The following is a 23,808-nucleotide window of genomic DNA, read 5'->3' as shown; positions in this document are numbered from 1 at the left end:
ACCCGACGTCATTCACATTCCAGGCGCGCAATCTCGGCAAAATGGCGTCCGAGATCTTCGATCGGGCTGCGGGATTCGCGTTCCAGGGTGGCGGCATAACGCACCAGTTGTGGATCCGGGCGTGGTTCCTCGAGTTCGACCCGGCAGCCGTCGCCGCGGTTCACCTGGATCACGTCACCGGGGTCATGGCGGATCTCGATCCAGTAGGTGGGGTCATAGACGCGGTAGGTGAAATCCTCTGCGGCGCCGATGTCGTGCCGGTCCAGCGGGATCTCGAAGCCCAGGTGCAGGCGCCGGTCCTCCAGGCGCAGCTCGGGGGATTCGGCGGGCGGGGTGTCCAGCGTTTCGCCGTCCGCCTCGAGTTCGGTGAAGTGGTCGTATTCCGCAAGGTTGTCGAGCATGCGCGGGCCGACCTTATCCAGCACCGAGTCGATGCCGGCATCGCCGTCCATGTCGCGGGTCATCTCCTCCAGCAGCATGTGGCTGTAGGTCGGGTCGATGACCCACAACTGGTGCATCGAGGCCAGTCGGCCGTCGGCGTCGAAGTCGAGCGTGACGCGCAGGTCGATCCAGGCATGCGGGTGGGCGGTGGCCATCGCGGGCAGGCCGGCGGCCACCGCGATCAGGAGCGCCAGCGCCAGCCGGGCGCGTGCCCGGCTGGCGCTGCGGACAGCCCGCTCAGGCGCGTTGCCAGCGGGTGCCATCCGGCGTGTCCTCCAGTTCGATGCCGCTGGCGGTCAGCTCGTCGCGGATCGCATCGGCGGTGGCGAAATCCCGCGCGCGCCGCGCCTCGGCACGCGCGGCGATGCGTTCCTCCACCCATGCGGCGAGATCGGCATCATCGGCGACGTCGCCGCGGAACCAGGCCTCCGGGTCCTGCTGCAGCAGGCCCAGGAGCTCGCCGGCGGCCAGCAGCTCGCCCTTGCGGCGGGCGCGTTCGTCCTCGCTGTCGGCGGCCTGCAGGGCATCCGCCATGCGGTGCAGGGCGGCGAGCGCCCCGGCGGTGTCGAGATCGTCCAGCAATGCGGTGAAGACCGGGGTGTCCGCCGCATCGGCGGGGGTGGCCACGACCCCGGCATGTTCGCGCAGCAGACGGTAGAAGCCGTCCAGCGCGTTGCGGCTCTGTTCCAGGGTGTCCTCGGAGAAGTTCAGCGGCGCGCGATAATGGCGCGACAGCAGCGCCAGGCGCAGGACCTCGCCGGGCCAGACCTGCAGCAGGTCGTGCAGCAGGCGGAAGTTGCCCAGCGACTTGGACATCTTCTCGCCTTCGATGGTCACGTGTCCGTTGTGCATCCAGTAACGCGCGTAATGGCCGCCGTGTTCGTCGCAGCCTTCGGCCGCGCAGCCCTGGGCGATCTCGTTCTCGTGGTGCGGAAACACCAGATCGTGGCCGCCGCCGTGGAGGTCGATGCTGCGGCCCAGATGGGTGCGGATCATCGCGGTGCACTCCAGGTGCCAGCCCGGGCGCCCGTTGCCCCAGGGGCTGTCCCAGCCGGGTTCGTCCGCGCCGGCGGGCTTCCACAGCACGAAGTCGCCGGGATGGCGCTTGTAGTCGGCGACCTCTACCCGGGCCCCGGCCTGCATCGCCTCCAGGGTACGCCCGGACAGGGCGCCGTAGGCGGGCCAGGAGGTCACGTCGAACAGCACGTGGCCGTCTGCCGCGTAGGCGTGGCCGCGCGCGAGCAGGTCCTCGATCAGGGCGATCATCTCGTTGACGTGATCGGTGGCCCGGGGCTCGAGGGTCGGCTCCAGGGTGCCGAGCCGCGCGATGTCCTCGTGGAAGGCCCGGGTGAAGCGTTCGGTCAGCGCGGCGATGGGTTCGTCGTTCTCGCGCGCGGCCTGGTTGATCTTGTCGTCCACGTCGGTGATGTTGCGGGCGTAGACCACGTGCTCCGGGCCGTACAGCGCGCGCAGCACGCGGAACAGCACGTCGAACACCACCACCGGGCGGCCGTTGCCCACGTGCACGCGGTTGTACACGGTCGGCCCGCAGACATACATCGTCACCCGCTGCGGGTCGGCGGGAACGAAGGGCTCGCGCTGCCCCCCGAGGGTGTTGTGGATGACGAGCTGCGGTGCGCTGGCGTCGGCCATGGTCGGTGTTCCTTGTCGCGGTTTCAGGAGGCGCCGTAGAGGGTTTCGGGGTCGATCTGCGGGTCGCTGGTCACGGCAACCTGATCGCCGTCGACCTGCAGATAGAAACAGCTGCGCCGCCCGGTGTGGCAGGCGGGGCCGGTCTGATCGACCTTCGCCAGCACGGTGTCGCCGTCGCAGTCCAGATGCAGGGAATGCAGCTGCTGGACCTGGCCGGATGACTCGCCCTTGCGCCACAGCGCCCCGCGCGAGCGCGACCAGTAGCAGACCCGCCCGGTACGCAGGGTCTCCTCCAGGGCCTCGCGGTTCATCCAGGCCATCATCAGGACCTCCCCGCTGTCGCCCTGCTGGGCGATGGCGGGCACCAGCCCGTCGGCGTTGAAGCGGACGCGGTCGAGGACATCGGCGAGCGGCTCGTGGTGGCCGGCCGGGGCTTTTTCCAGGTTCTTGAACATGGCGGGTCGTTCAACTTGGTCGCAAACGTCAAAGAATAACATTCCGCGCCACGGGGCGGCCGGGTCTTGCGTCGTGTGCCCGTCCGGCGGATTCTTGGGGGAAGGAAGCACCGCGCAAAGAGGAGGGGGGGCATGACACGCGACGCGAGTCCCGGGATCCGCCGCGGTGCCGCAATCACGGCTCTGGGTATCACCCTGATCTATCTGGTGCTCGGCCTGATGTGGATCGGGTTTTCCGACCGGGCGCTGCTGGCGCTGGTGGACGACGTGGAACTGCTGTCCCGGCTGCAGACCGGTAAGGGCTGGGCCTACGTGGTGGTGACCGCCGGGCTGCTGTTCGTGTTGATCCATCGCGCGCTGGCCGCCCGCGACGGGGCGGCCGCGGAGGCGGGGCGGGCCGCGCGCATCATCGATCACTCGCCGGTGCTGGCGATCGAATGGGAGGCGCGTGACGGCTGGCCGGTCACCTATGTCTCGTCCAATGCCGCGGACTGGGGGCTGGATCGCGAGGCCCTGCTGGCGGGCGACCCGGATTACGCCAGCCTGATTCACCCTGACGATCTGCCGTCCATCGTCGAGGAGGTGCAAATGCACCTCGAACATGGGCCGGATCGTTACACCCAGCTCTACCGCCTGGTGCTGCCCGAGCTGGGTACGGTCTGGGTGGAGGACCGGACCTGGCTCAGCCGGGATACGGACGGCCGGGTGACGCGCATCCACGGGGTGCTGCTGGACGTCACCGAACGCCGGCGGCTGGAGCTGGAGCGTCAGCAGCAGATGGAACGGCTGGAACGGGCCGAACGCGACGCGGGCCTGGGCAGCTGGGAATACGATCCGGTGAACGGGTTCTGGTGGTCGGACCAGCTTTTCCGGTTGCTGGGGCGCCCGCCCGACGGTCCCGAACCGGACGTGGCCACGCTGCTGGAGCGCGACCTCGACACCGAGTCCGCCGACGGGCCACGCCTGGCTGCCACCTTGCGGGGCATGGCCGCCGGTACCCCGCCGCAAAGCCAGTACCTGCACGTACGCCGACACCCGGGGCGCGGGCCGGAAACCTGGCTGCGGTTCGGCATTCAGCGCGCGTCGTCGTTTCCGGGTGAAAGCCCCGGTGGCGCGTGGCGGGTGCAGGGTACGGCGCTGGACATCACCGAACTGCACCAGGCCGAGCTGGAACTGCGTGCGCTCAATGCCGATCTGGAGCACCGGGTCGAGCGACGCACCGCGGAACTTCAGATCGCCAACCAGGAGCTCGAATCCTTTTCCTACGCGGTTTCCCATGATCTCAAGGCGCCGCTGCGCGGGATCGAGGGCTACAGCCAGCTGCTGGAGGCGGAGCATGCCGGGCGCCTGGATGACGAGGGTCGCGAATTCCTGCGCAATATCCGCCAGGGCGTGGCGCAGATGAACGAACTGATCGGCGACCTGCTGACGTACTCGCGCATGGAGCGGCGACCGCTGGAACAGCGCTGGATCCGGCTGCGTGACCTGGTGGCGGAGACTCTGCGCGCCCTGGAGCCGGAATACCCGGCGGCGGCGACGACCGCGATCGACGTGCCGGAAGAACTGGAGGTCGAGACCGATCCCGACGGTCTGGGATTGATCCTGCGCAACCTGCTGGAGAACGCTTTCAAGTTCAGTGCCGGTCGCGACGAACCCCGGGTCCGGGTCGCCGCTCAGCGGCGGACGTCGGTGGTGCGTCTGGAGGTGGAGGACAACGGGATCGGCTTCGACGAGGCGTTCCGGGAGCGCATGTTCGAGATCTTCCAGCGTCTCAATCGCGCCGAGGACTACCCCGGCACCGGCGTGGGCCTGGCCCTGGTGCGTCGCGCGGCCCGCCGGCTGGACGCCCGGATCGAGGCCGAGGGCCGCCCCGGCGAGGGCGCGACCTTTCGTGTGGAGCTGCCGCAATGAGTGCCCCAATGAGTGACCCGGGCTCGCCACCGCCCATCTGCGTGGTCGAGGACAGCCCGGTGGATCTGGATCTGCTGCGCCATGCCTTCCGTCGCCGCCGCCTGGCCAATCCGTTGACGGTGGCGCGCGACGGGGAGGAGGCCCTGGCGGGGCTGGAACGCTGGGCGCGGGGCGAGGAACCGGTGCCTGCGGTGGTCCTGCTGGACATCCGGCTGCCACGGATCAGCGGTCTGGAGGTGCTGCGGGCACTGCGCGCGCATCCGGAGTGCGGGCACATCCCGGTGGTGATGCTGACCTCGTCGGCGGATGACGCCGACATCCGTACTGCTTATGAGTGCGGCGCGAATTCCTATATCGTGAAGCCGGTGGACTTCGACCGGTTCATGGATGTGGCCGAACAGATCGAACTCTACTGGTGCGTGTTGAACCAGCCCCCGGCGTCGGTGTTTACCTCAGGGAGGTCCCCGCGAGATGAAGATTCTGCTCGTTGAAGACAATCCGGTGGATGCCGATCTGCAGCGTCGGGCGCTGAGCCGTGACGGGGCGGAGGTCGAGATCCGCACGGCGGGGTCGATGGTCGAAGCCTGGGCGGCGCTGGAGGAGGCACGTTTCGATTGCGTGCTGCTCGACCTGCGGCTGCCGGACGGCAACGGCATGGACCTGATCCCGCGTCTGCGCGAGGCCGGGCGCGAGGAGGCGATCATCGTGATGACCGGCCACGGCGAACAGGAAACCGTGGTGACTACCTTCCGCGTCGGGGCCGACGACTATCTGCCGAAGAACGACACCTACCTGGAGCACCTGCCGGCGCGTGTGCGGGACGCCCTCGGGCGTCGCCACCGGCGGCCGGAGGAGCTGGAAACGGTGCACGTGCTCTACGCCGAGCACAACGGCTTCGATGTCAGCCTGACCCGGCGGGAATTCGCCCGCGCGGCGCCGCATCTGCAACTGGAAGTGGTCGATTCGGCCGACGAGGTCCTGGCGCGTCTGGACGGCGGGGCCGCGGCGGACGCGGTGTACCCCGACATCCTGTTGCTGGATTATCGCCTGCCGGGGATGGATGGCCTGGAGCTGGCGCGCCGCATCCGCAGCGAGCGGGGGCTGGACATCCCCGTGATCCTGGTGACCGGGCAGGGGACCGAGGAACTGGCCGCGCAGGCCCTGCGCCTCGGGGTCGACGACTATGTGCTCAAGAGCGGGGGCTACCTCAAGGGACTGCCGGTACTGGTCGATCAGGTGGTGGCGCGCGGACGGCTGCGGCGCGAACAGGCCGCCCTGGCGGAGAGCGAACGTCGCTATCGCCAGGTCATCGACAGCGCCGGCGACATCATCTTTCAGACCGATGCGCAGGGACGGCTCACGTTCCTCAACCCCGCCTGGACCCGCATGACCGGACGTTTGGTCGAAGAAGCCCTGGGGCATCCGCTGACGGACTTCGTCGAGGCGGGGGAGCGCGAGGCGCTGGCGGACGTGCTGCGCGGCGAGGCGGCCGTGTCGACGCTCCCGGACGAAGCCGCGATCGGGATCGTGACCCGCTGGGGCGGGCTGTACTGGATGGAGCTGGAGGGGCGCTGCGAGCAGGATGCCGCCGGGCAGCCCACCGGGTTTTCCGGCAACCTGGTGGACGTGACCCGGCGCGTGCGCGACCAGCGACTGGCGGCCGTGCGTGCACGGGTGCTCGACCGGCTGGCCACCGGGACACGTGATCCGGGGTTCCTGTCGGACGTGATCCAGGAGCTGGAGTCACTGCTGCCGGAGCTGTCGGCGTCCATCATGCTGCGGGACCGCGAGACCGGGATGCTCGAATGCGTGGCGGCGCCGTCCCTGCCGGGTTCGCTGCCGTGGCTGTACAGCCCGGTGCCGGCCAGTGACCGCATGGGCTCCTGCGGCACGGCGGCCTTCCGCGGCGAAACGGTGGTGGTACCGCAGGTGACGGGCCATCCGTACTGGGAGGGCCTGGAGGCGCCCATGGAGGCCGCGGGGCTGCAGGCCTGCTGGTCGTTCCCGTTCTTTGATGACGACGGGCACGTGCTGGGCACGCTGGCCACCTACCTGAACGAGGCGCGCGAGCCGCGCGACGAGGAACAGGGTCTGATCGACGAGTTCACGCAACTGGCCGGTCTGGCGGTGCAGAAGCTGCACGCGGCGCAGGCCCTGGACCAGCGCGAGCAGGCGCTGGAGAGCTCGGCCCGCATGACCCTGGCACTGCTGCAGGCGGAGACCCCGGACCGGGTCATGAATGCACTGCTGGGCCGGCTGGGCGAGACCCTGGCCGGGGATCGCGCCTGGGTGGTGGTCATGGCCGCCGAGGAACCGGGCCGGGAGAACCGCGAGACGCACCGTTACTACTGGTTGCGCGGCGATTCGGCCGTTCCGGTCAGGCCGCCCGCCCTGCGCAACCTGACGCCCGACAGCCTGCATGCGCGCTGGACCGAACGCCTGCGGGCCGGCGAGGCGGTCGCCGGCACCCGGGCGGAGTTCCCCGCGGAGGAACAGGCACTGCTGGAGCAGCAGGGGCTGCAGTCCCTGCTGCTGGCGCCGGTGTTCCTGGAGGGCGAATATCGCGGGTTCGTCGCGGTGGATGGGCTGGTGCGGGCACGCAACTGGAGTGCGACCGACGTGAGCGTGGCGCGCATCTTTGCCAGCAGCCTGGGGGCCGCGCTGGCGCGGCGCGAGACCGTGGTCGGCCTGCGCCGGCTGGAGGCGGTGTTCCGCAGTACCCGCGACGGCGTGGTCATCACCGACCTGTCGTCGCGCATCATCGCGGTCAATCCGGCGTTCACCGAGATCACCGGATACGCGGAATCCGAAGTGCTGGGGAAGAATCCGCGCATCCTGCAGTCGGGGTATCACGATGCCGAGTTCTGTCGTGCCATGTGGCAGGAGCTGGAGCGCACCGGTTACTGGGCCGGCGAGCTGTGGAATCGCCGTCGCGACGGCACCGTGTACCCCGAATGGCTGAGCCTGTCGGTGGTGGTGGACGAGAGCGGGCAGCCGATCCATTACGCCGGCACCATCACCGACATGACCGAAATCAAGCGCTCGGAGAGCGAGCTCAACTATCTGGCCGAGCATGACCCGCTGACCGACCTGCCCAACCGGACGCGGCTGCATGCGCTGCTTTCGCGTGCGGTGGACGAGGCGCGCGCGGAGGATCACCCGCTGGGCGTGCTGAGCCTCGACCTGGACCGGTTCAAGGACGTGAACGACAGCCTGGGCCATCCGGCCGGCGACGAGGCCCTGGTCGAGGTCGCCCGGCGCCTGGGCGACACGGTGCGCCCGCCGGACATCCTCGGCCGGCTGGGTGGCGACGAATTCATGGTGGTCAGTCAGCGGGCCGCCGACCACGAATCGCTGGGGGAGGTGGCGCGCGAGCTGCAGGCCGCGCTGGATACCCCGGTGCTGCTGGACAGCGGGCACAGCGTGCATCTCAATGCCTCGATCGGCATCGCCCGCTTCCCCGAGGACGGCGACACCGCGACCACGCTGATCCAGCATGCCGACGCGGCCATGTTCCATTCCAAGGAAAACGGGCGCGAGGTCTGGAGTTTCTACGAGGCGGAGCTGACCCGGGCGGCCAGCGAACGGCTGGAACTGGAAGGTCGCCTGCGCGAGGCCCTCGCGGGCGGAACCGGCGAGCTGCACGTGCATTTCCAGCCGCAGGTGCGCCTGAGCGATGGCGTACCCGCGGGCGTGGAGTGTCTGGCGCGCTGGGAGACCCCGCAGGGCGAGAGCATTACGCCGGACCGGTTCATTCCGGTCGCCGAGGCAACCGGCCTGATCCTCCCGCTGGGCGAACAGGTGCTGCGCGAGGCCTGCCGGCATGGCGTGCGCCTGCTGCGCGAGGTACGCAACGACCTGGTGGTCGCGGTCAATCTGTCGCCGGTGCAGTTGCGCAGTGCCCGGCTCGTGCGCCGGGTCGGCGAGATCCTGGCGGAGACGGGGTTCCCGGCGGAACAGCTGGAACTGGAGGTAACCGAAACCGCCATCATGAGCCAGGGCGATCAGGCCGTGTCCCGGCTCAATGCATTGAAATCGCTGGGTGTGCGTCTGGCGATCGATGATTTCGGCACCGGTTATTCGTCACTGGCGGCCCTGCAGGACTTCCCGCTGGACGTGCTCAAGATTGACCGGAGTTTCGTCGATCAGGTGGACCGCGAGGGCCGGGGGCGCTGGATTGCCGCGACCATCATCGCGATGGCGCGCAATCTGCATCTGGAGGTGATCGCCGAGGGCGTCGAGACGGCGGCCCAGGCAGCGTGGCTGAATGCCCACGGCTGCGATATCGGCCAGGGGTTCCTGTACAGCCCGGGGCTGCCCGCGGACCGGGCCGAGGCCTGGCTGCAGGCGCCCGGCCGGGTGGCGGCACTGGCCTCCGTCCGGCCGGGCTGATCCGACCGTCTCAGAACATCAGGGCTTCGGTAACGATCCGGTCCACCAGTTCGTTGACGTCGCCGAGGGACTCCTGCGAGGCCTCGTCGCCGATCTGCGGCACGCGCTGATAGCTCATGTAGATCGTGCCCGGCTCCGCGGCCAGCTCGTAGATGGCGATGACATAGGGGCAGAACGTGATGTTGTGCGGGTCGGCCTCCATGGTCGCCCGCGAATAGGTGGCCGAGCAGAAGTCCACCGAACGGCCGTTCAGGTAGATGCCCTCGCCGGATTCCTGACCCGCGGTGCGGTCCAGCATGTCGGCGATGTGGCCGACGTTGTTGATCACCAGCCCCTCCGTTTCGATGGCGAACTCGACCATCTCGAAGTAGTGGTCGAAGTCCCCTTCGACGCTGTAGATCACGCGCTCATCGCTCTCCTCGACGACCTCATAGGCCAGCGCGGGCAGGGGGAAGGCCAGCGCAGCCGTCAGGGCCAGCGCGGGCAATCCGGCGGTGATACGGCGGGCGGCCTGGCGGGTCTTGTTGCGGAATCCGGACATGGGGTGACTCCTGTGTGGCTCGCGGATGACCGATGGTCCCGCCATTGTACGTCAAATGACCTGACCGCGGTCACGCCGGTCGTTCCAGCCGCTGCGCCAGAAGTTCGACATCCAGGGGCTGTGCGGGGGCTGCTTCCACGGCATGCTCGTCGGCGCCGGGCCATTCCTGGCGCGGGCGCTGCTGCTGCATGACCTCCACGTCGGCGTCCGATGCATCCCGGCCCTGCGCGGCGCGGGCCTCCAGGCGTTCGCGCAGCAGGTTCTCGTCGGCGTGGCAGGCGACGACCGCGAAGCCGGCCTCCATGCGCGCGGCAAGATCGCGGAACGGCTCGCGCTGGCCGCGTTCGAGAAAGGTCGCGTCGACGATGACGGTATGCCCCAGCTCCAGCAGTTCCCCGGCGCGTTCCAGCAGGTGGTCGTAGATCCGCGTGCGGGCCTCTTCGCTGTAGGAAACGGTATCGGCCATGCGCTTGCGTTCGACGTCGCTGCGCAGGCGCACCGCGCCCAGGGCCTGGAGGACGCGGGTGCTGATCACGGTCTTGCCCGACCCGGACACGCCGTGCATCAGGACCAGGCGGGGCCGCCGCGGTTCGGTCAGGCGTTCGGCCAGCGCGAGGTAGCGCCCCATCTCGGCCTGGTGGGCGGCCTTCTCGTCCGAGGGCAGGCTGGGCTCGGCGGCATGGATGCCCTGGACCTTGGCCCGCACCAGCGCCCGATAGACCTGGTACAGCGGCAGCAGGGCCAGGCCGTCGAAATCCTCGCGTTCTTCCAGCCAGGCGTTCAGCAGCCGCCAGGCATGCGCCGGGTGCTCGCGGGCCAGCAGGTCCATGGTGGTGAAGGCGATTTCGGAGATGACATCGATCCAGCGCAGCTCCGGGTCGAACTCGATCGCATCGAAAGCCACCGGGCGCTCGCCGCCGGCATCGTCCCCGGCTTTGATGTAGACCATGTTGCCCAGATGCAGATCGCCGTGGCAGTGACGTACGTAGCCGCCGTCGTGGCGCGCCTGCATCAGCGGGCGCAGGCGGTCCAGTTCCTTCTCGGTCCAGGTCTGCAGGCGCTGCAGCCGCTCGCGTTCGCTGGGTTGCCGGGCGGATTCGAACAGGCCGGGAAAGTTTTCGCGCATCGGCGCGGCCTCGGCCTCGGGGGTGCCGTGGGCGGAATCCGGGCCGGTGCGTTCGACGCTCTCGTGGAAGCGGGCGATGTAGCGGCCCAGCTCGTCCATCGCCTCGGGCGGCAGGGCGCCGCGCTCCAGCAGCCGATCGAGCTGGCGTTCGCGGTCGAAGCGGCGCATGCGTACCGCGTATTCCAGTACTTCGCCGGGGCCGTTGATCACCGGGTGTTCGGGATCGCCGTTGATGCTGACGACCTCGTGGTAGATCTCCGGCGCCAGCCGGCGGTTGATCTCGAGCTCCGTCTCGCAGAAATGGCGGCGCGCCTGCAGGGTGGAAAAGTCGAGGAAGCCCAGGTCCAGCGGTTTCTTGAATTTCCACGCCCAGTCCCCGGCCAGGATCACCGTGGAGATGTGCGTTTCGATGCGCCGGATCCGTTCGGCCGGACCGCCATCGGGGAACGCCCCGCTCTCGATCAGCCGGGTGAGAATGCGGTGCTGCTCGTCCAGCGCGGTCATGCGGCCTCCATCAATGTTGCCCCGGGTCAGGTTATCATTATGCGAGTTGCGGGCGAGATGCCCGTGTTCACCCGTCCCTGTTGCAGACCGCGAGAGCCATGCCGCGTTCCTCCCGCTCCCGATCTTCGCGCAAGCGCCGCCCCGCCGGCGGCTGGCTGCGCCGCGTGCTGCGTGCCGGCACCTGGACCCTGCTCGGTCTTCTGCTGGCCGGTGCCGGCGTGGGCGTGCTGTATGTGCAGAACCTGGATCGCGAGATTCGCGCGCAGTTCGAAGGTCAGCGCTGGGCCCTGCCGGCGCGGGTGTATGCGCGACCGCTGGAGCTGTATCCCGGTCGGCGCCTGGACCGCGAGCGCCTGGTGACGGAGCTGGAGGCGCTGAATTACCAGCGCAGCGGCCAGGGCGCCCGGGCCGGGGAATACGCCGTCAACGACGGCACCGTGGCCCTGACTACGCGCCCGTTCACCTTTGGCGACGGGCCCGAGCCGGCGCGTTCCGTGCGGGTGCAGATGGATCGTGGCCATGTGCGCTCGATCACCGATCGCGACACGGGCGAGGCGGTCGACCTGATGCGGGTGGAGCCGCTGCTGATCGGCAGCATCTACCCGACGCACGGTGAAGACCGCGTGGTGGTGGATCTCGACGAGGTCCCGCCGGCACTGATCGGTGCCCTGATCGCGATCGAGGACCGGCGTTTCATGTCGCATCGCGGGGTGGACCCGGCCGGCATCGCCCGGGCGGCCTGGGCCAACCTGCGCGCCGGCCGCACGGTTCAGGGAGGCAGCACGCTGACCCAGCAGCTGGTCAAGAACTTCTACCTCACCCGCGAACAGACCCTGTCGCGCAAGCTGAACGAGGCGGTGATGGCCCTGATCCTGGAGCATCGCTACTCCAAGGAAGCCATCCTCGAGGCCTATGTCAACGAAGTGTTTCTCGGGCAGGCCGGCGAACGTGCCATCCATGGTTTCGGGCAGGCGGCCCGGTTCTATTACCAGCGCCCGCTGAACGAGCTGCGCCTGGACCAGCTCGCCCTGCTGGTGGGGCTGGCGCGCGGGGCCAGCTACTACGACCCGCGCCGCCATCCGGAGCGGGCCCGGGCGCGGCGCGACCGCGTGCTGAACGCGATGCACGAGACGGGCCTGGCGGACGCGGACACCGTGGCGACGGCCCGTGGCATGCCACTGGATGTCTCGCCGGCGATGCCCGGCGGCAGTCGCTTCCCCGCATTCCTCGATCTGGTGCGCCGCGAGCTGCGCGCCGAATACGCCGACGAGGACCTGCGCTCCGACGGGCTGCGGATCTTTACCTCGCTGGACCCGGTGATTCAGCTGGCGGTGGAGGAGCGCGTGCGCGAAGAGGTGGCGGCGGTGGCCCTGCGGGCCGGCGAACATGCGGAGGATCTGCAGGCCGCCGCGGTGGTGACCGATGCGCGCTCCGGCGAGGTGCTGGCACTGGTCGGGGACCGTAACCCGGCGTATCCGGGGTTCAACCGGGCGGTGGAGGCGCGCCGCCAGATCGGTTCGCTGGTCAAGCCGTTCGTCTATCTGGCAGCGCTGACCAACCCCCGGCGCTACACCCTGGCGAGCTTGCTGGAGGACCGGCCTGTGACCCTGCAGCTGGCGCACGGGGAGCCCTGGACCCCGCGCAATTTCGACCGTGAACATCGGGGCGAGGTCACGGCCTGGGAGGCGCTGGTCCAGTCCTACAACGTGCCCACGGTGCGCCTGGCCGATCGTATGGGAGTCTCCCAGCTGGTGGAGATCCTGCAGACCTTCGGGCTGCAGGCTACCCCGGCTCCCAACCCCTCGCTGGCGCTGGGCGCACTGGAGCTGTCCCCGCTGCAGGTGGCGGGGCTTTATCAGGGGCTGGCCAGCGGCGGTTATGCCACCGGCACGCGCGCGATCCGTGACGTCCTGGATGCCGACGACGAGGTCCTGTCGCACTACGGGCTGGAACTGCGCGGCGCGGTGCCGGACGGCGCCGTGCGTCTGCTCGGCGCGGCCCTGCATGACGTGACGGTGGACGGCACCGGTCGCGTGATTGGTCAGCGCCTGCCGCAGCGCCGCCTGGCGGGCAAGACCGGGACCACCAACGATTTTCGTGATGCCTGGTTCGCCGGGTACGACGATCGCCACGTGGGCGTGGTCTGGCTGGGCATGGACGACAATCGGGCGACCGGCCTGACCGGTGGTTCCGGGGCGGCGCCGGTTTGGGCCGGCATCATGGGGGAGCTGCCGGGTGGATCGATCGAGCACGGTCGGCATCCTTCCATCGAATATCACGAGATCGACCTGGAGTCCGGGGCACGGATCGTGGACGGGGATCACGCCTGCGAACGCGTCAGGCGCCTGCCGTTCTGGCAGAATTCGGCCCCCGAGGCGGTGGCCGAGTGCGAAGGCGAGGCGGACGGCGCCGCCGGCGGCTGGTTCGGCCGCATGTTCCGCAACCAGGATTGAGCGGGTATATCCGATGATGATGAAACTGCGACAAGGCGAACTTTCCGTGCACCGCACCCCGCGCGCGCTGCGGCTGCTGGGCGGTTGTGCCGTGTTCGCGATCCTGGCCGGCTGCGCGACCCCGCAGCCGCGTCCCGCGCCGGAGGAACCCGCGACCGATGTGCCCGAACCCGGGGTCCTGGAGGTCGAGCCCGGGGCGGCCGAGGATCCGGAGCTGGCGGCCGGGGTGGACAGCGCCGCATCGGGGCTGGCGCAGCGCGCCGAGCAGGCGCGCGCGGATGCCGATCTGGCACGCGCCGGCCAGTTGCTGGAGCGGGCCCTGCGCATCGCGCCGCGGGATGCCCGGCTGTGGCAGCGCCTGGCCGCGGTGCGGCTGGAACAGCGTGACTTTGATCAGGCCGAGCGGCTGGCGCAGCGTTCGCTGGGCATGGCCGCTGGCGACCGCGCCCTGCAGCGGGAGAACTGGACCGTGATCCTGCAGGCGCGCGAGGGCCGGGGCGATACGCAGGGCGCGCGCGAGGCGCGCGAGGCCCTGCGCGCGCTCGGAGGCGAACGTGTCTGAATCCGCGGAGTCGCCGGCCGTGCGGGCCCTGAGCCCGGGCGGTGACATTGCCGAGGCGGTCCCCGGGTTCCGGCCGCGCGAACCCCAGCAGGCGATGGCCGCGGCGGTGGAGGAAGGCGTGGCCACCGCGCCATCGGCCCTGCTGGTGGAGGCCGCCACCGGGGTCGGCAAGACCTATGCCTATCTGGTCCCGGTCCTGCAGCGGCGCAAGCGGGCGCTGATCTCCACCGGCACCAAGACCCTGCAGGACCAGCTCTACCATCGGGACCTCCCGGTGGTCTGCGGCGCGCTGGGCTATCAGCCGAAGACCGCGCTGCTCAAGGGGCGCTCGAACTACCTGTGCCACTACCGGCTGGAGGTCGCCGAGGCCGAGGCGTCCGGGGCCACCGGCGCCGGCGCGCGGGCCGAGCGCCTGCATACCCTGCAGGAGCTGCAGGCCATGGCGCGTACCGACGACAGCGGGGATCTCAGCCAGTCCGGTCTGCTGGCCGAGGACTCGCCGCTGTGGCCGCAGGTGACCTCGACGGTGGACAACTGCCTGGGCAACGAATGCCCGCATCTGGATGACTGCTTCGTGGTGCGTGCGCGGCGCCGGGCGCAGGAGGCGGATGTCATCGTGGTCAATCATCACCTGCTGCTGGCGGACATGGCACTGAAGGAAGAGGGCTTCGCCGAGCTGCTGCCCGAGGTCGATGCGGTAATCGTCGACGAGGCGCATCAGCTGCCGGAGATCGCCGGGGCGTTCTTCGGCGTGGCCCTCAGCACCCGGGCCCTGCGCGAACTGGCGCGCGACACGCGCCGCGAGCAGGAGCAGCATGCCCCGGAGATGACCGACATGCGCCAGCGCGTGGCCGAGGTGGAGGCCGCGGCCGGCGGTCTGCTCGAGGTGACCGAGGGGCACGAAGGGCGCGCCAGTCTGGAGGATGCCGACCCCGAGGGCGCGCTGGGCCCGAAGCTGGACGCCCTGGATGACGCGCTGCGCTGGCTGCACGACGCCCTCCAGGTCGCGGCGCCGCGGGCGCCCGGACTGGAACAGCTGCGTGCGCGCTGCGAGCTGCTGCGCGAGCGGCTGTCGGCGTGGCGCGAGGATACCGAAGACACCGTCGCCTGGCTGGAGCGTTTCCGCCAGAGCCTGACCCTGCACCGCACCCCGCTGGATGCCGCACGCCCTTTGGCGCAGCGGCGCGCGGCGCGCCCGGCGGCCTGGATCTTTACCTCGGCGACCCTGGCGGTGGGCGAGGACTTCACCCACGCGGCGCGCCGCCTGGGACTGCCCGGAGACGTCGCCACCGCGCGTCTGGACAGCCCGTTCGACTTCGCGCGTCAGGCCTGTCTGCTGCGCCCGGATCCGCCGCTGCCGGACCCCAACGCGCCGGATTACACCCGCGCCTGCCTGCGCTGGGCCTGGCCGCTGTTGAAGGACGGACCGGGCGGCGGATTTTTCCTGTTCACCAGCCATCGCGCACTGCAGGAGGCCGCGACCCTGCTGCGCGAGCATCTGCCGGAGGACCGCGAACTGCTGGTGCAGGGGGAGCAGTCGCGTGGCGAGCTGCTGGAGCGTTTCCGCGCCGCCGAACGGCCCTGGCTGCTGGGCGCGCACAGTTTCTGGGAAGGCGTCGACATCCGCGGGACCGGGCTGTCGGTGGTGGTGATCGACCGCCTGCCGTTCGCCGCGCCCAACGATCCCGTGCTGCAGGCCCGCGCCGCAGCGCTGGAAGCCGAGGGTCGGCACCCGTTCATGGAGTTCAGTCTGCCGCAGGCGGTGCTGGCGCTGAAGCAGGGCGCCGGGCGCCTGATCCGCGACGGCTCGGACACCGGCATCCTCGCGCTGTGCGATCCGCGCATCGACGGCAAGCCCTACGGCAAGCGCTTTCTCAACAGCCTGCCGCCATTCCACGAGGCGACCCGCCCGCGGGCGGCGCTGGACTTTCTGCAACAGGCCCGGGAGCGCCACGCATGCGCCTGATCGCCATCGACACCGCCACCGAACGCTGTTCCGCCGCCCTGTGGGTGGACGGCGAACTGTACTCGCTGTCGGAGCGGGCACCGCAGCGTCACGGTGACCTGATCCTGGGGCAGGTCGAGACCCTGCTGGCGGAGGCCGGGATCGACCGCCATTCGCTGGATGCGGTGGCGGTGGGACGCGGTCCGGGGGCCTTCACCGGGGTGCGGCTGGGGCTGGGCGTGGCGCAGGGACTGGCGTTCGCGCTGGATTGCTCGGTGGTCCCGGTATCCTCGCTGCAGGTGCTGGCCCAGCAGGGCCTGCGGCTGGCGCCGGAGCCGGCCCCGGCGGCGGTGCTGGCCGCGCTGGACGCGCGCATGGGCGAGGTCTACTGGAGCCTGTGCCCGGTGGCGGGGGAGCGGGTCCTGCCGGCGCCGGAGGCCGTGGCGCCGCCGGAGGCGGTGGTGCCGCAGTGGCCGGCGGGCGAACGTCTGGGGCTGGGGACCGGCTTTCGTGCCTTCCCCGAACTCGCTGGTCAATGCGGACTGCCTGCGGAGCGCGTGGACCCCGATGCCCTGCCGGACGCCTTTGACCTGGCCCTGCTGGCGGTGGACGCGCGGGAACGCGGCGAGGGGGTGGATCCGGCGGATGCGCAGCCGGTCTATCTGCGTGACGACGTGGCACGTCCGGCGGCGACCCCGTGAGCGCGCCCGGGAATGCCCCGGTGTGGCCCTGGGAGCCCCCGCTACAGGGCCGGCTGAAGGCGAGTGCGGAGGATTTCCGGGTGGAGGAGCTTCCGGCCACCCTGCCGGACGGCACGGGCGAACACCTGTGGCTGGAGATCGAAAAGCGCGGTCTGAACACCGAGGACGTGGCCGTGTGGATCGCGCGGTCCGCGGGTGTGGGCCGCGGCGCGGTCAGCTACGCCGGGCGCAAGGATCGTCATGCCGTGACCCGGCAGTGGTTCAGCGTGGCCTGCGCGCCGGAAGTCGATCCGGGGTCATGGACGGTGCCGGAACCCGGCGAGGCGATCGCCGCGGACGCCTGGCTGCGCATCTGCCGCCACGACCGGCATGCGCGCAAGCTGCGCACCGGGCACCTGGCGGGTAATCGCTTCACCCTGCGCCTGCGCGAGCTGGAGGGCGATGGCGACATCGCCGAGCAGGTGCTGGAACGGATCCGCGCCGGCGGCGTGCCGGCGTATTTCGGCGAACAGCGCTTCGGGCATGCCAACCGCGAGCGGGCGTACGCCTGGCTGGGCGGCGGTCGGCGTCCGCGCGGGCGTAATCAGCGCAGCCTGCTGCTGTCCGCAGCGCGGGCGGAGCTGTTCAACGCGGTACTGGCCGAGCGCGTGCGCCGTGGCGACTGGGACCGCATCCTGCCGGGCGAGCGGGTCAACCTCGACGGCAGCGGCAGTGTGTTCACCGCGGATACGGTGGATGCGGAGCTGGAGGCGCGCGCCGCGCGGCTCGACGTGCATCCCACCGGGCCGCTGTGGGGGCGCGGGGATCCGGGCACCGGGGGCGAGGTGCGCGAGCTGGAAGATGCGGTTGCCGCGCAGCACGAGGTGCTGGCCCGTGGCCTGGAGGCCGAGGGTCTGAAGGCCGCGCGCCGGGCGTTGCGTCTGGTGCCGCGATCCATGGAGTGGGAATGGGAGACGTCGCGGGTGCTGCGTCTGAAGCTGGAACTGGGCCCGGGGGAATATGCCACGAGTGTGGCGGAGGCCCTGATGCGCACGTCGGCCGGGGACTGACCCCCGGATCACTCCGGGGTTGCTGGGGGGTCAGCCGGAGCGGGCCAGCTGACGCTCCGCACGTTCGGCGCGTTCTTCGGCCTCGACGCGCGCGGTGATGTCCTTCTGGATCCCGATGTAGTAGGTCAGCCGGTCTTCGTCGTTGAAGATGGGCGTCAGCGACAGCTCGTTCCAGAACAGCGAGCCGTCCTTGCGATAGTTGCGCAGGGTCACGCGGCAGGGGCGATCCTCGTCCAGCGCGGCGCGGATTTCGCGCACGGCATCCTGGTCGCTGTCGTCGTTCTGCAGAAAACGGCAATCGCGGTAGAGGATCTCCTCGGAACGATACCCGGTGAGCTCCTCGAACGCGCGATTCACGTAGATCAGGATATTGTCGTTGCCTTCGCGTTCGGCAATCACCACCCCGTCGTTGGAGGCGTCGACCGCGAGGGCGAGCAGCTCGGCATCAATGGTTCGCGTCATGTCTTCGGTTCGATAGGTTCCATCCGTCAACTTTACAGATTGTCATAAAGCCGCTTGTCTGTCCCTTTGTCCCTGCCGGAATTCGGTTTGTTCAATCGTCCTGCCGGGGGGCTGTTGGAGTAGAGCGCAAAAAGAAAGGGCCGCATCATCACTGATGCGGCCCTTCTCGTATCGCCATTCCCGGAGAGCGTTACATCTCCTGGGTGATGGTGAATGCCCCGCGCACCTGCCCGGCCTGGTAGCCGGTGGCCTCGTCTTCCGGATAGAGACGTTCCAGCGCGTGCTTGATGTCGGAATCGATGTCCTCGCCGTGGCAGGCCAGGCACTGGCCGCCGGTCGGGATCGCTGCCATGAACCGGAACCGCGCGCCATCCTCGGTCTGGATCACTTCGTGCGTCGGGGCGACTTCGTCGGCCGGGGTGCCGGCAGCGACTTCGGCGTCAAAGCTTTCCAGCACCGCGCGCTCCCACTCGTCCGGGGCGTTGTCGGGGTTGCGCAGCTTGAGGCTGGTGCGCCCGACGTCCCAGCCGGTGTCGGCGGAGATGTCCGCGGCGATCTCCGGGGCCACCTCGTTGCAGACCTGGATGGCCTCGGTGGGGCCGCCGGTTTCCATCGCGCTCATCAGTTCGCCCTGCAGGGTGCTGGCGAATTGCTGGATGGCCTCACGGCTCTCCATGGCGCGCTGTTCGATTTCCTCTTCGCTGACCTCGGTGGCTGCCGGTTCTTCGGCGGTCGTGGTCGCCTCGTTGTTGGAGCAGCCTGCGGCGAGGGCCGCGATGCCGAGGGCGATGGGGGCAAGTTTCCAGTGATTCATGAGCAGGACCTCTTCGTCGCAGTTTCCGTTGCCTTTGGATGCATTCATTGTACAAGGCTTGTACAGGATGGTCTCGCAGCCGGTGCGGGATTGCAACCCGGGCGGCATGCGGCTGCGGCAATCCGCTGATAACGGTCAAGGTAACTCTGGACTTGATCTAAATCAACACGCCGTTCAGTGCTAATGTTCGCGGGCGATACCGGTGTCACTCAGGACGAATCCCGGCGTTTCTTGAGCAGGACGTATACGGCGCCGGTGCCACCGTCCGCCGGACGTGCCGAACAGAACGCGAGCACGTCGTCGCGCTGGCGCAGCCAGTGGTCGGTCAGCCCCTTGAGGACCGGGCCCCGCGGGCTCGAGCGCTGGCCCTTGCCGTGGATGATGCGCACGCACAGGCGGTCATCCGCGCGCGCCTCGTCGATGAAACCGGCCACCGCCTGGCGTGCCTCGTCGGCGAACAGGCCGTGCAGGTCCAGTTCGTCCTGAATCCGGTAATGGCCGCCGCGCAGCTTGCGGAACACCCGCTGGCTGATGCCCGCGCGGCTGAAACGCAGCTCGTCGCCGGGCTGGAGGTCGCCGAATTCCAGCGGGTCGCTCATCCAGTCGCGCCGGGCCTGTTCCTCGTCGCGGTCGCGCTGGGCCGCGCGGGCGGGCGGGCGCGGCGTGTCCTTCTCCGCGCGGTCGCTGTGAATCCGGCGTACCGGGCCCACCGCACGCAGAAACTCGTCGAAATCGCTGGGACCGTCCCCGGAATTCATGGCAGGATACTCGCTTTCCGAGGCTCCGGCACAGGCAGGAAACTGCATGTCCCGAAGCCGTTTCCAGTATATTGAAGACCCTTTCAAAGCCTCCGGCTCCCGAATGCGCATTCTGGTCAGTAACGACGATGGAATCCATGCCCCCGGCATCCAGTGCCTGGCCGGCCACCTGCGAACGGTGGCCGAGGTCCGGGTAGTGGCACCGGACCGCGACCGCAGCGGCGCCAGCAACAGCCTGACGCTGGTGCGGCCGCTGCACGCCCGATCGGTGGGCGACGCCGGTGTGCAGGTCGATGGTACACCCACCGACTGCGTGCATCTGGCGCTGACGGGGTTGCTGGAGGAGGAGCCGGATCTGGTGATCTCCGGCATCAATGCCGGGGCCAACATGGGCGACGACGTGCTGTACTCCGGGACCGTGGCCGCAGCCATGGAGGGTCGCTTCCTTGGCCTGCCATCGATCGCGGTGTCGCTGGTGGGGACCGACCTGCGGCATTACGACACCGCGGCGCGCGTGGTGCTGGATCTGCTGGATCGGCTGCGGCAGGTCCCGCTGCCGGCGGCGACCATCCTCAACGTGAACGTCCCGGATATTCCGTTCGAGTCGATCCAGGGCGTGCAGACCACCCGCCTGGGGAACCGCCATCGCGCCGAACCCATGGTCGCCGACCAGGATCCGCGCGGGCGGGAGATCTACTGGGTGGGTCCCGCAGGGCCGGAGCAGGATGCCGGTCCCGGGACCGATTTTCATGCCGTGCGCGAGGGCTACGTCTCGATCACGCCGATCCAGGTGGACCTCACTCGTTACGACGCGATCGACACCGTCGGGCGCTGGCTGGAGGGTGCCGCGCCGGGGGATCACCACCAGGGAGGTACACCATGGTGAGCGACGCCTCGGGTGCCGGGCTGACCTCGGGGCGGGCGCGCGACCGCCTGGTCCGGATCCTCGAGCAGCAGGGGATCCGCGATCCGCGGGTGCTGGAGGCCATCCGCAGCGTGCCCCGGCACCTGTTCGTGGAGGACGCGCTGAGCCACCGCGCCTACGAGAACATCGCGCTGCCCATCGGGCACCGCCAGACCATCTCCCAGCCGTTCATCGTCGCCCGCATGACCGAGGCCCTGCTGGAGGGCGGGCCGGTGAGCACCGTGCTCGAGATCGGCACGGGTTCCGGTTATCAGGCGGCGGTGCTGGCGCAGATCGTCGACCGGGTGTACTCGATCGAGCGGATTCAGGCGCTGACCCGCAGCGCGCGCGAGCTGCTCAGCCGGCTGGGCATCAACAACGTGAACCTGCGCCACGGCGACGGGGCGGAGGGCTGGCCCGAGCGCGCACCGTTTGACGGGATCATTCTCACCGCGGCTCCGCGTGAGGTGCCCGAGACTCTGCTCACCCAGCTGGCTCCCGGCGGGCGTCTGGTGGCCCCGGTGGAGAGCGCGGACGGTCGTCAGCATCTGGTCCGCTATACGCGAACCGAGGATGCGTTCGTCCGCGATGTCCTCGACGGGGTGATGTTCGTGCCCATGCTCCCGGGCGCGGAGCAGTAGCGACGTGTCCGGAATCGCGCCGCGATGAAACTGTTCGAGCCGGTTTATGATCGGGTGATGGGGTGGTCCCGTCACCGTTATGCACCCCGCTACCTGGCCGGTCTCTCCCTGGTGGAATCGTTCGTGCTGCCGTTCCCGCCGCCGGATGTCATGCTTGCGCCCATGGCGGCCGCGTCGCCGGCGCGGGCCTGGTATCTGGCCGCCCTGACCACGGTTGCCTCGGTGATCGGCGGGGTGCTGGGTTACCTCGCCGGCTGGCTGGCGTTCGAGTCGCTGGGCCCGTGGCTGCGGGACATCGGCTACGCCGCGGAGCTCGCGCAGGCCGAGGACTGGTTCGCCACCTGGGGGGTGTGGGTGGTGCTGGTGGCGGGGTTCTCGCCGCTTCCCTACAAGCTCTTCACCATCACCGCCGGGGCCCTGGCCATGGCGTGGCTGCCGTTCGTGCTCGCCTCGCTGCTGGGGCGCGGTGCGCGTTTCTTTCTGGTGGCCCTGTTCATGGCCTGGGCGGGGCCGCGCGCCGAGCGCCATCTGCGCCCCTACATGGAACGCATCGGCTGGGCCGGGATCGGCGTGCTCGTGGTGGCCATCGCGGTGTATCTGGCCCTGGAGTGAGCATGCACGAGAGGGTGCTGCGCGGCCTGATTTTCGTGTTGCTGGCGGCCCTGCTGGTGGCGGCCGTGAGCGGATGTGCGCTGCGCACGCCGGGCGATTCCCGGGTTCCCGATACGCATACCGTGTCGCGCGGTGAAACCTTGTACAGCATTGCCAGCCGCTACGGGCTGGAGTGGCGGGCGGTGGCACGACGCAACGCGATCGGTGCGCCCTATGTCATTCATCCCGGCCAGCGCCTGCGCCTGACCGGTCCGGCGCGTTCGTCGCCGCCCCCGGTGCCATCGCGCGAAACGGCGAGCGGATCCGGGGCTTCATCGAGCGAGCGGGGGCGCCCTTCCGGCACCGGTGACGAGCCTGCGTCCGCCCCGGAACCCGAGCCGGAACCCGAGCCGCGGCCGGCCCCGAGCGGTGACGGCGAATGGGTGTGGCCGGCCGATGGTGACGTGGTGCGTGCCTTCTCCGACAGCTCCAGCACCCGACGAGGGCTGGGTATCGGTGGCGAGCGGGGGGATCCGGTGCGGGCGGCGCGCAGCGGCGAGGTCGTCTATGCAGGTGGCGGTCTGGTGGGGTATGGTCGTCTGATCATCGTGCGTCACGACGAGCGTTTGCTGTCGGCCTACGGACACAACGACGAGCTGCTGGTCGAAGAAGGCGACACGGTGGAAGGCGGCGATCCGATCGCGCGCCTGGGTGCATCGGGGACGGACCGGCCGATGTTGCATTTCGAGATCCGCGTGGACGGCTCGCCGGTTGACCCGGCGGGCTACCTTCCGGATCGTTGAACCGAGCAATTGACTGGCAGAATCACGCATGAGCGACCCCCGGCACCCGGCCGATCTCGACGGCCGTGAAGGCGAGGATCCGGAATCTCCTCTGGAGGAGCCGGCATTGCATGAACCGGCGGAAGAAGAGCGGGTCGAGGACGACGTAGCCCCTCTGGAAGAAGAAGCCCCCGACCCGGTCGAGGCGGGAACGCCCGAGGAGGAGGTTCCGGTGCGTCCGCGCACCCTGCGCGATGCGCGCCCCGCGGAGCTGGACGCCATCCAGCTCTACCTGCGCGACATCGAGTTCCGCCCCCTGCTGACGCCGGACGAGGAACGGCATTACGCGCGTCTGGCACGCCAGGGAGACGAGGCCGGCCGGCGGCGCATGATCGAATGCAACCTGCGTCTGGTGGTGAAGATCGCCCGGCGCTATCTCAATCGCGGTCTGCCGCTGCTGGACCTGATCGAGGAGGGAAACCTCGGGCTGATGCATGCGGTGGAGAAATTCGATCCCGAGCGCGGTTTCCGCTTTTCCACCTATGCCACCTGGTGGATCCGTCAGACCATCGAACGCGCCCTGATGAACCAGGGGCGCACCATCCGCATCCCGGTGCATGTGTCCAAGGAACTGCGTACCCATACGCGGGTGGCGCGCGAACTGACCCAGGAGCTGGGGCGCGACCCCAGTGAAGAGGAACTGGCCGCGCGCCTGGAAAAGCCGGTGGCCGAGATCCAGAAACTGCGGGCGATGTCCGAACCCTCGACCTCCATGGACCTGCCGCCGGGGCCGGATGGTGATCGCTCATTGACCGACATCCTCGCCGACGTGAATGCGGTGGAACCCTCGTCCATCCTCGAGGATCAGGACATCCAGGATCTGGTGGAGGAATGGCTGGGTCAGCTCGACGAGAAGCAGCGCGAGGTACTGGTGCGCCGTTTCGGTCTGCACGGCTTCGAGCGCTCCACGCTGGAGAAGGTCGGCGCGGAGATCGGGGTCACGCGCGAACGCGTGCGCCAGATCCAGATGGATGCGCTCAAGCGACTGCGGAGGCTGCTGGAATCGCGCGGGATGAAGGGTGACGAGGTGCTTCCCGGGTCCTGAGTGCCGCCGGGCTCCCGA

The 23,808-nt window shown here is 69.5% G+C and carries 21 protein-coding genes; 13 read left to right on the top strand and 8 right to left on the bottom strand.

Translation table 11 applies throughout. The features are described 5' to 3' along the window. Window positions 1-8: 8 nt before the first annotated feature. Genes F790_RS0110495 through hisI form a run of 3 tightly spaced genes read right to left on the bottom strand, consistent with a single transcriptional unit; the run spans window position 9 to window position 2,549 of the window. A complete protein-coding gene (locus F790_RS0110495; protein ID WP_019591630.1) occupies window positions 9-704 on the bottom strand; it encodes a DUF1007 family protein in 696 nt (231 codons plus the stop codon). Continuing rightward, window positions 679-2,094: a cysteine--tRNA ligase gene (gene cysS, locus F790_RS0110490; RefSeq protein WP_019589561.1), complete on the bottom strand. Its 1,416-nt coding sequence runs from the start codon at window positions 2,092-2,094 to the stop codon at window positions 679-681. The genes F790_RS0110495 and cysS overlap by 26 nt, the downstream gene beginning before the upstream one ends. A 23-nt stretch (window positions 2,095-2,117) precedes the next feature. Further along, window positions 2,118-2,549, bottom strand: coding sequence for a phosphoribosyl-AMP cyclohydrolase (gene hisI / locus F790_RS0110485; protein ID WP_018870556.1), 432 nt, complete (start codon window positions 2,547-2,549; stop codon window positions 2,118-2,120). A gap of 132 nt (window positions 2,550-2,681) precedes the next feature. On the opposite strand from hisI, the gene F790_RS0110480 reads away from it, so the two are divergent. The 3 genes from F790_RS0110480 to F790_RS0110470 are packed head-to-tail and all read left to right on the top strand — an operon-like array spanning window position 2,682 to window position 8,852. Further along, window positions 2,682-4,460, top strand: coding sequence for an ATP-binding protein (locus F790_RS0110480; protein ID WP_019591629.1), 1,779 nt, complete (start codon window positions 2,682-2,684; stop codon window positions 4,458-4,460). An 8-nt stretch (window positions 4,461-4,468) separates the two neighbouring features. Continuing rightward, complete coding sequence (locus F790_RS0110475) at window positions 4,469-4,951, top strand: response regulator (protein WP_019591628.1); 483 nt, start codon at window positions 4,469-4,471, stop codon at window positions 4,949-4,951. After that, window positions 4,932-8,852 carry an EAL domain-containing protein gene (locus F790_RS0110470; protein WP_019591627.1) on the top strand — a complete coding sequence of 1,307 codons (3,921 nt, stop codon included), beginning with the start codon at window positions 4,932-4,934 and terminating at the stop codon, window positions 8,850-8,852. The genes F790_RS0110475 and F790_RS0110470 overlap by 20 nt, the downstream gene beginning before the upstream one ends. A gap of 10 nt (window positions 8,853-8,862) precedes the next feature. Here the strand turns inward: F790_RS0110470 and F790_RS0110465 are convergent, their stop codons facing one another. Together F790_RS0110465 and F790_RS0110460 are read right to left on the bottom strand one after the other, a co-directional pair. Continuing rightward, window positions 8,863-9,393 carry a hypothetical protein gene (locus tag F790_RS0110465; RefSeq protein WP_018870560.1) on the bottom strand — a complete coding sequence of 177 codons (531 nt, stop codon included), beginning with the start codon at window positions 9,391-9,393 and terminating at the stop codon, window positions 8,863-8,865. A 70-nt stretch (window positions 9,394-9,463) separates the two neighbouring features. Beyond that, window positions 9,464-11,023 carry a bifunctional aminoglycoside phosphotransferase/ATP-binding protein gene (locus F790_RS0110460; protein ID WP_019591626.1) on the bottom strand — a complete coding sequence of 520 codons (1,560 nt, stop codon included), beginning with the start codon at window positions 11,021-11,023 and terminating at the stop codon, window positions 9,464-9,466. A 98-nt stretch (window positions 11,024-11,121) separates the two neighbouring features. Between F790_RS0110460 and mrcB the strand changes: the two genes are divergently transcribed. From mrcB to truD, 5 genes are read left to right on the top strand one after another with little or no spacing between them, the layout of a single operon-like run. Beyond that, the gene (mrcB, locus tag F790_RS0110455; protein WP_019591625.1) at window positions 11,122-13,476 is read left to right on the top strand and encodes a penicillin-binding protein 1B; all 2,355 of its coding nucleotides are present in this window, start codon (window positions 11,122-11,124) and stop codon (window positions 13,474-13,476) included. A 13-nt stretch (window positions 13,477-13,489) separates the two neighbouring features. Next, window positions 13,490-14,038, top strand: a complete 549-nt coding sequence (locus tag F790_RS0110450; protein WP_019591624.1) for a tetratricopeptide repeat protein — start codon at window positions 13,490-13,492, stop codon at window positions 14,036-14,038. Further along, window positions 14,031-16,004 carry an ATP-dependent DNA helicase gene (locus F790_RS0110445; RefSeq protein ID WP_019022356.1) on the top strand — a complete coding sequence of 658 codons (1,974 nt, stop codon included), beginning with the start codon at window positions 14,031-14,033 and terminating at the stop codon, window positions 16,002-16,004. The genes F790_RS0110450 and F790_RS0110445 overlap by 8 nt, the downstream gene beginning before the upstream one ends. Further along, a complete protein-coding gene (gene tsaB, locus F790_RS0110440; RefSeq protein ID WP_019591623.1) occupies window positions 15,995-16,684 on the top strand; it encodes a tRNA (adenosine(37)-N6)-threonylcarbamoyltransferase complex dimerization subunit type 1 TsaB in 690 nt (229 codons plus the stop codon). Before F790_RS0110445 ends, tsaB begins: the two co-directional genes overlap by 10 nt. A gap of 20 nt (window positions 16,685-16,704) precedes the next feature. Beyond that, entirely contained in the window at window positions 16,705-17,733 is a 1,029-nt protein-coding gene (gene truD / locus F790_RS0110435) for a tRNA pseudouridine(13) synthase TruD (RefSeq protein ID WP_019591622.1), read from the top strand. A 30-nt stretch (window positions 17,734-17,763) separates the two neighbouring features. On the opposite strand, the gene F790_RS0110430 is transcribed toward truD, so the two are convergent. The 3 genes from F790_RS0110430 to F790_RS0110420 all read right to left on the bottom strand — a co-directional run bounded on the left by F790_RS0110430 (window position 17,764) and on the right by F790_RS0110420 (window position 19,767). Then, window positions 17,764-18,195, bottom strand: coding sequence for a PAS sensor domain-containing protein (locus tag F790_RS0110430; protein WP_019589553.1), 432 nt, complete (start codon window positions 18,193-18,195; stop codon window positions 17,764-17,766). Window positions 18,196-18,385: 190 nt separating this feature from the next. Beyond that, a complete protein-coding gene (locus F790_RS0110425) occupies window positions 18,386-19,009 on the bottom strand; it encodes a DUF3365 domain-containing protein (RefSeq protein ID WP_019591621.1) in 624 nt (207 codons plus the stop codon). A gap of 209 nt (window positions 19,010-19,218) precedes the next feature. Next, window positions 19,219-19,767, bottom strand: a complete 549-nt coding sequence (locus F790_RS0110420) for a Smr/MutS family protein (protein WP_019022360.1) — start codon at window positions 19,765-19,767, stop codon at window positions 19,219-19,221. Between the two features lie 103 nt (window positions 19,768-19,870). Between F790_RS0110420 and surE the strand changes: the two genes are divergently transcribed. From surE to rpoS, 5 genes are read left to right on the top strand one after another with little or no spacing between them, the layout of a single operon-like run. After that, on the top strand, window positions 19,871-20,653 hold the full coding sequence (gene surE / locus F790_RS0110415; RefSeq protein WP_018870570.1) for a 5'/3'-nucleotidase SurE: 783 nt from the start codon (window positions 19,871-19,873) through the stop codon (window positions 20,651-20,653). Further along, on the top strand, window positions 20,647-21,312 hold the full coding sequence (locus F790_RS0110410) for a protein-L-isoaspartate(D-aspartate) O-methyltransferase (RefSeq protein ID WP_018870571.1): 666 nt from the start codon (window positions 20,647-20,649) through the stop codon (window positions 21,310-21,312). The genes surE and F790_RS0110410 overlap by 7 nt, the downstream gene beginning before the upstream one ends. Window positions 21,313-21,336: 24 nt before the next feature. Further along, complete coding sequence (locus F790_RS0110405; RefSeq protein WP_019022362.1) at window positions 21,337-21,924, top strand: YqaA family protein; 588 nt, start codon at window positions 21,337-21,339, stop codon at window positions 21,922-21,924. 2 nt (window positions 21,925-21,926) lie between these two features. Continuing rightward, window positions 21,927-22,706 carry a peptidoglycan DD-metalloendopeptidase family protein gene (locus F790_RS0110400; RefSeq protein WP_019022363.1) on the top strand — a complete coding sequence of 260 codons (780 nt, stop codon included), beginning with the start codon at window positions 21,927-21,929 and terminating at the stop codon, window positions 22,704-22,706. Window positions 22,707-22,734: 28 nt separating this feature from the next. Continuing rightward, entirely contained in the window at window positions 22,735-23,790 is a 1,056-nt protein-coding gene (gene rpoS / locus F790_RS0110395) for an RNA polymerase sigma factor RpoS (RefSeq protein WP_019022364.1), read from the top strand. Window positions 23,791-23,808 lie beyond the last annotated feature (18 nt).

Origin of the sequence: Thioalkalivibrio sp. ALE20, from assembly GCF_000381405.1 — a bacterium.
Classification (GTDB): domain Bacteria; phylum Pseudomonadota; class Gammaproteobacteria; order Ectothiorhodospirales; family Ectothiorhodospiraceae; genus Thioalkalivibrio.
Note: the sequence above shows the minus strand (reverse complement) of the source record. Positions and strands in the feature narration are given on the sequence as shown.

What these genes read in the sequence shown, in the direction of transcription:
- F790_RS0110420 (WP_019022360.1), bottom strand. Translation starts at nt 19,767, where the DNA reads ATGAATTCCGGGGACGGTCCCAGCGATTTCGACGAGTTTCTGCGTGCG.
- F790_RS0110480 (WP_019591629.1), top strand. Translation starts at nt 2,682, where the DNA reads ATGACACGCGACGCGAGTCCCGGGATCCGCCGCGGTGCCGCAATCACG.
- F790_RS0110465 (WP_018870560.1), bottom strand. Translation starts at nt 9,393, where the DNA reads ATGTCCGGATTCCGCAACAAGACCCGCCAGGCCGCCCGCCGTATCACC.
- F790_RS0110425 (WP_019591621.1), bottom strand. Translation starts at nt 19,009, where the DNA reads ATGAATCACTGGAAACTTGCCCCCATCGCCCTCGGCATCGCGGCCCTC.
- F790_RS0110495 (WP_019591630.1), bottom strand. Translation starts at nt 704, where the DNA reads ATGGCACCCGCTGGCAACGCGCCTGAGCGGGCTGTCCGCAGCGCCAGC.
- mrcB (WP_019591625.1), top strand. Translation starts at nt 11,122, where the DNA reads ATGCCGCGTTCCTCCCGCTCCCGATCTTCGCGCAAGCGCCGCCCCGCC.
- F790_RS0110460 (WP_019591626.1), bottom strand. Translation starts at nt 11,023, where the DNA reads ATGACCGCGCTGGACGAGCAGCACCGCATTCTCACCCGGCTGATCGAG.
- F790_RS0110430 (WP_019589553.1), bottom strand. Translation starts at nt 18,195, where the DNA reads ATGACGCGAACCATTGATGCCGAGCTGCTCGCCCTCGCGGTCGACGCC.
- cysS (WP_019589561.1), bottom strand. Translation starts at nt 2,094, where the DNA reads ATGGCCGACGCCAGCGCACCGCAGCTCGTCATCCACAACACCCTCGGG.
- tsaB (WP_019591623.1), top strand. Translation starts at nt 15,995, where the DNA reads ATGCGCCTGATCGCCATCGACACCGCCACCGAACGCTGTTCCGCCGCC.
- hisI (WP_018870556.1), bottom strand. Translation starts at nt 2,549, where the DNA reads ATGTTCAAGAACCTGGAAAAAGCCCCGGCCGGCCACCACGAGCCGCTC.
- F790_RS0110470 (WP_019591627.1), top strand. Translation starts at nt 4,932, where the DNA reads ATGAAGATTCTGCTCGTTGAAGACAATCCGGTGGATGCCGATCTGCAG.
- surE (WP_018870570.1), top strand. Translation starts at nt 19,871, where the DNA reads ATGCGCATTCTGGTCAGTAACGACGATGGAATCCATGCCCCCGGCATC.
- F790_RS0110450 (WP_019591624.1), top strand. Translation starts at nt 13,490, where the DNA reads ATGATGATGAAACTGCGACAAGGCGAACTTTCCGTGCACCGCACCCCG.
- F790_RS0110475 (WP_019591628.1), top strand. Translation starts at nt 4,469, where the DNA reads ATGAGTGACCCGGGCTCGCCACCGCCCATCTGCGTGGTCGAGGACAGC.
- F790_RS0110400 (WP_019022363.1), top strand. Translation starts at nt 21,927, where the DNA reads ATGCACGAGAGGGTGCTGCGCGGCCTGATTTTCGTGTTGCTGGCGGCC.
- F790_RS0110410 (WP_018870571.1), top strand. Translation starts at nt 20,647, where the DNA reads ATGGTGAGCGACGCCTCGGGTGCCGGGCTGACCTCGGGGCGGGCGCGC.
- rpoS (WP_019022364.1), top strand. Translation starts at nt 22,735, where the DNA reads ATGAGCGACCCCCGGCACCCGGCCGATCTCGACGGCCGTGAAGGCGAG.
- F790_RS0110405 (WP_019022362.1), top strand. Translation starts at nt 21,337, where the DNA reads ATGAAACTGTTCGAGCCGGTTTATGATCGGGTGATGGGGTGGTCCCGT.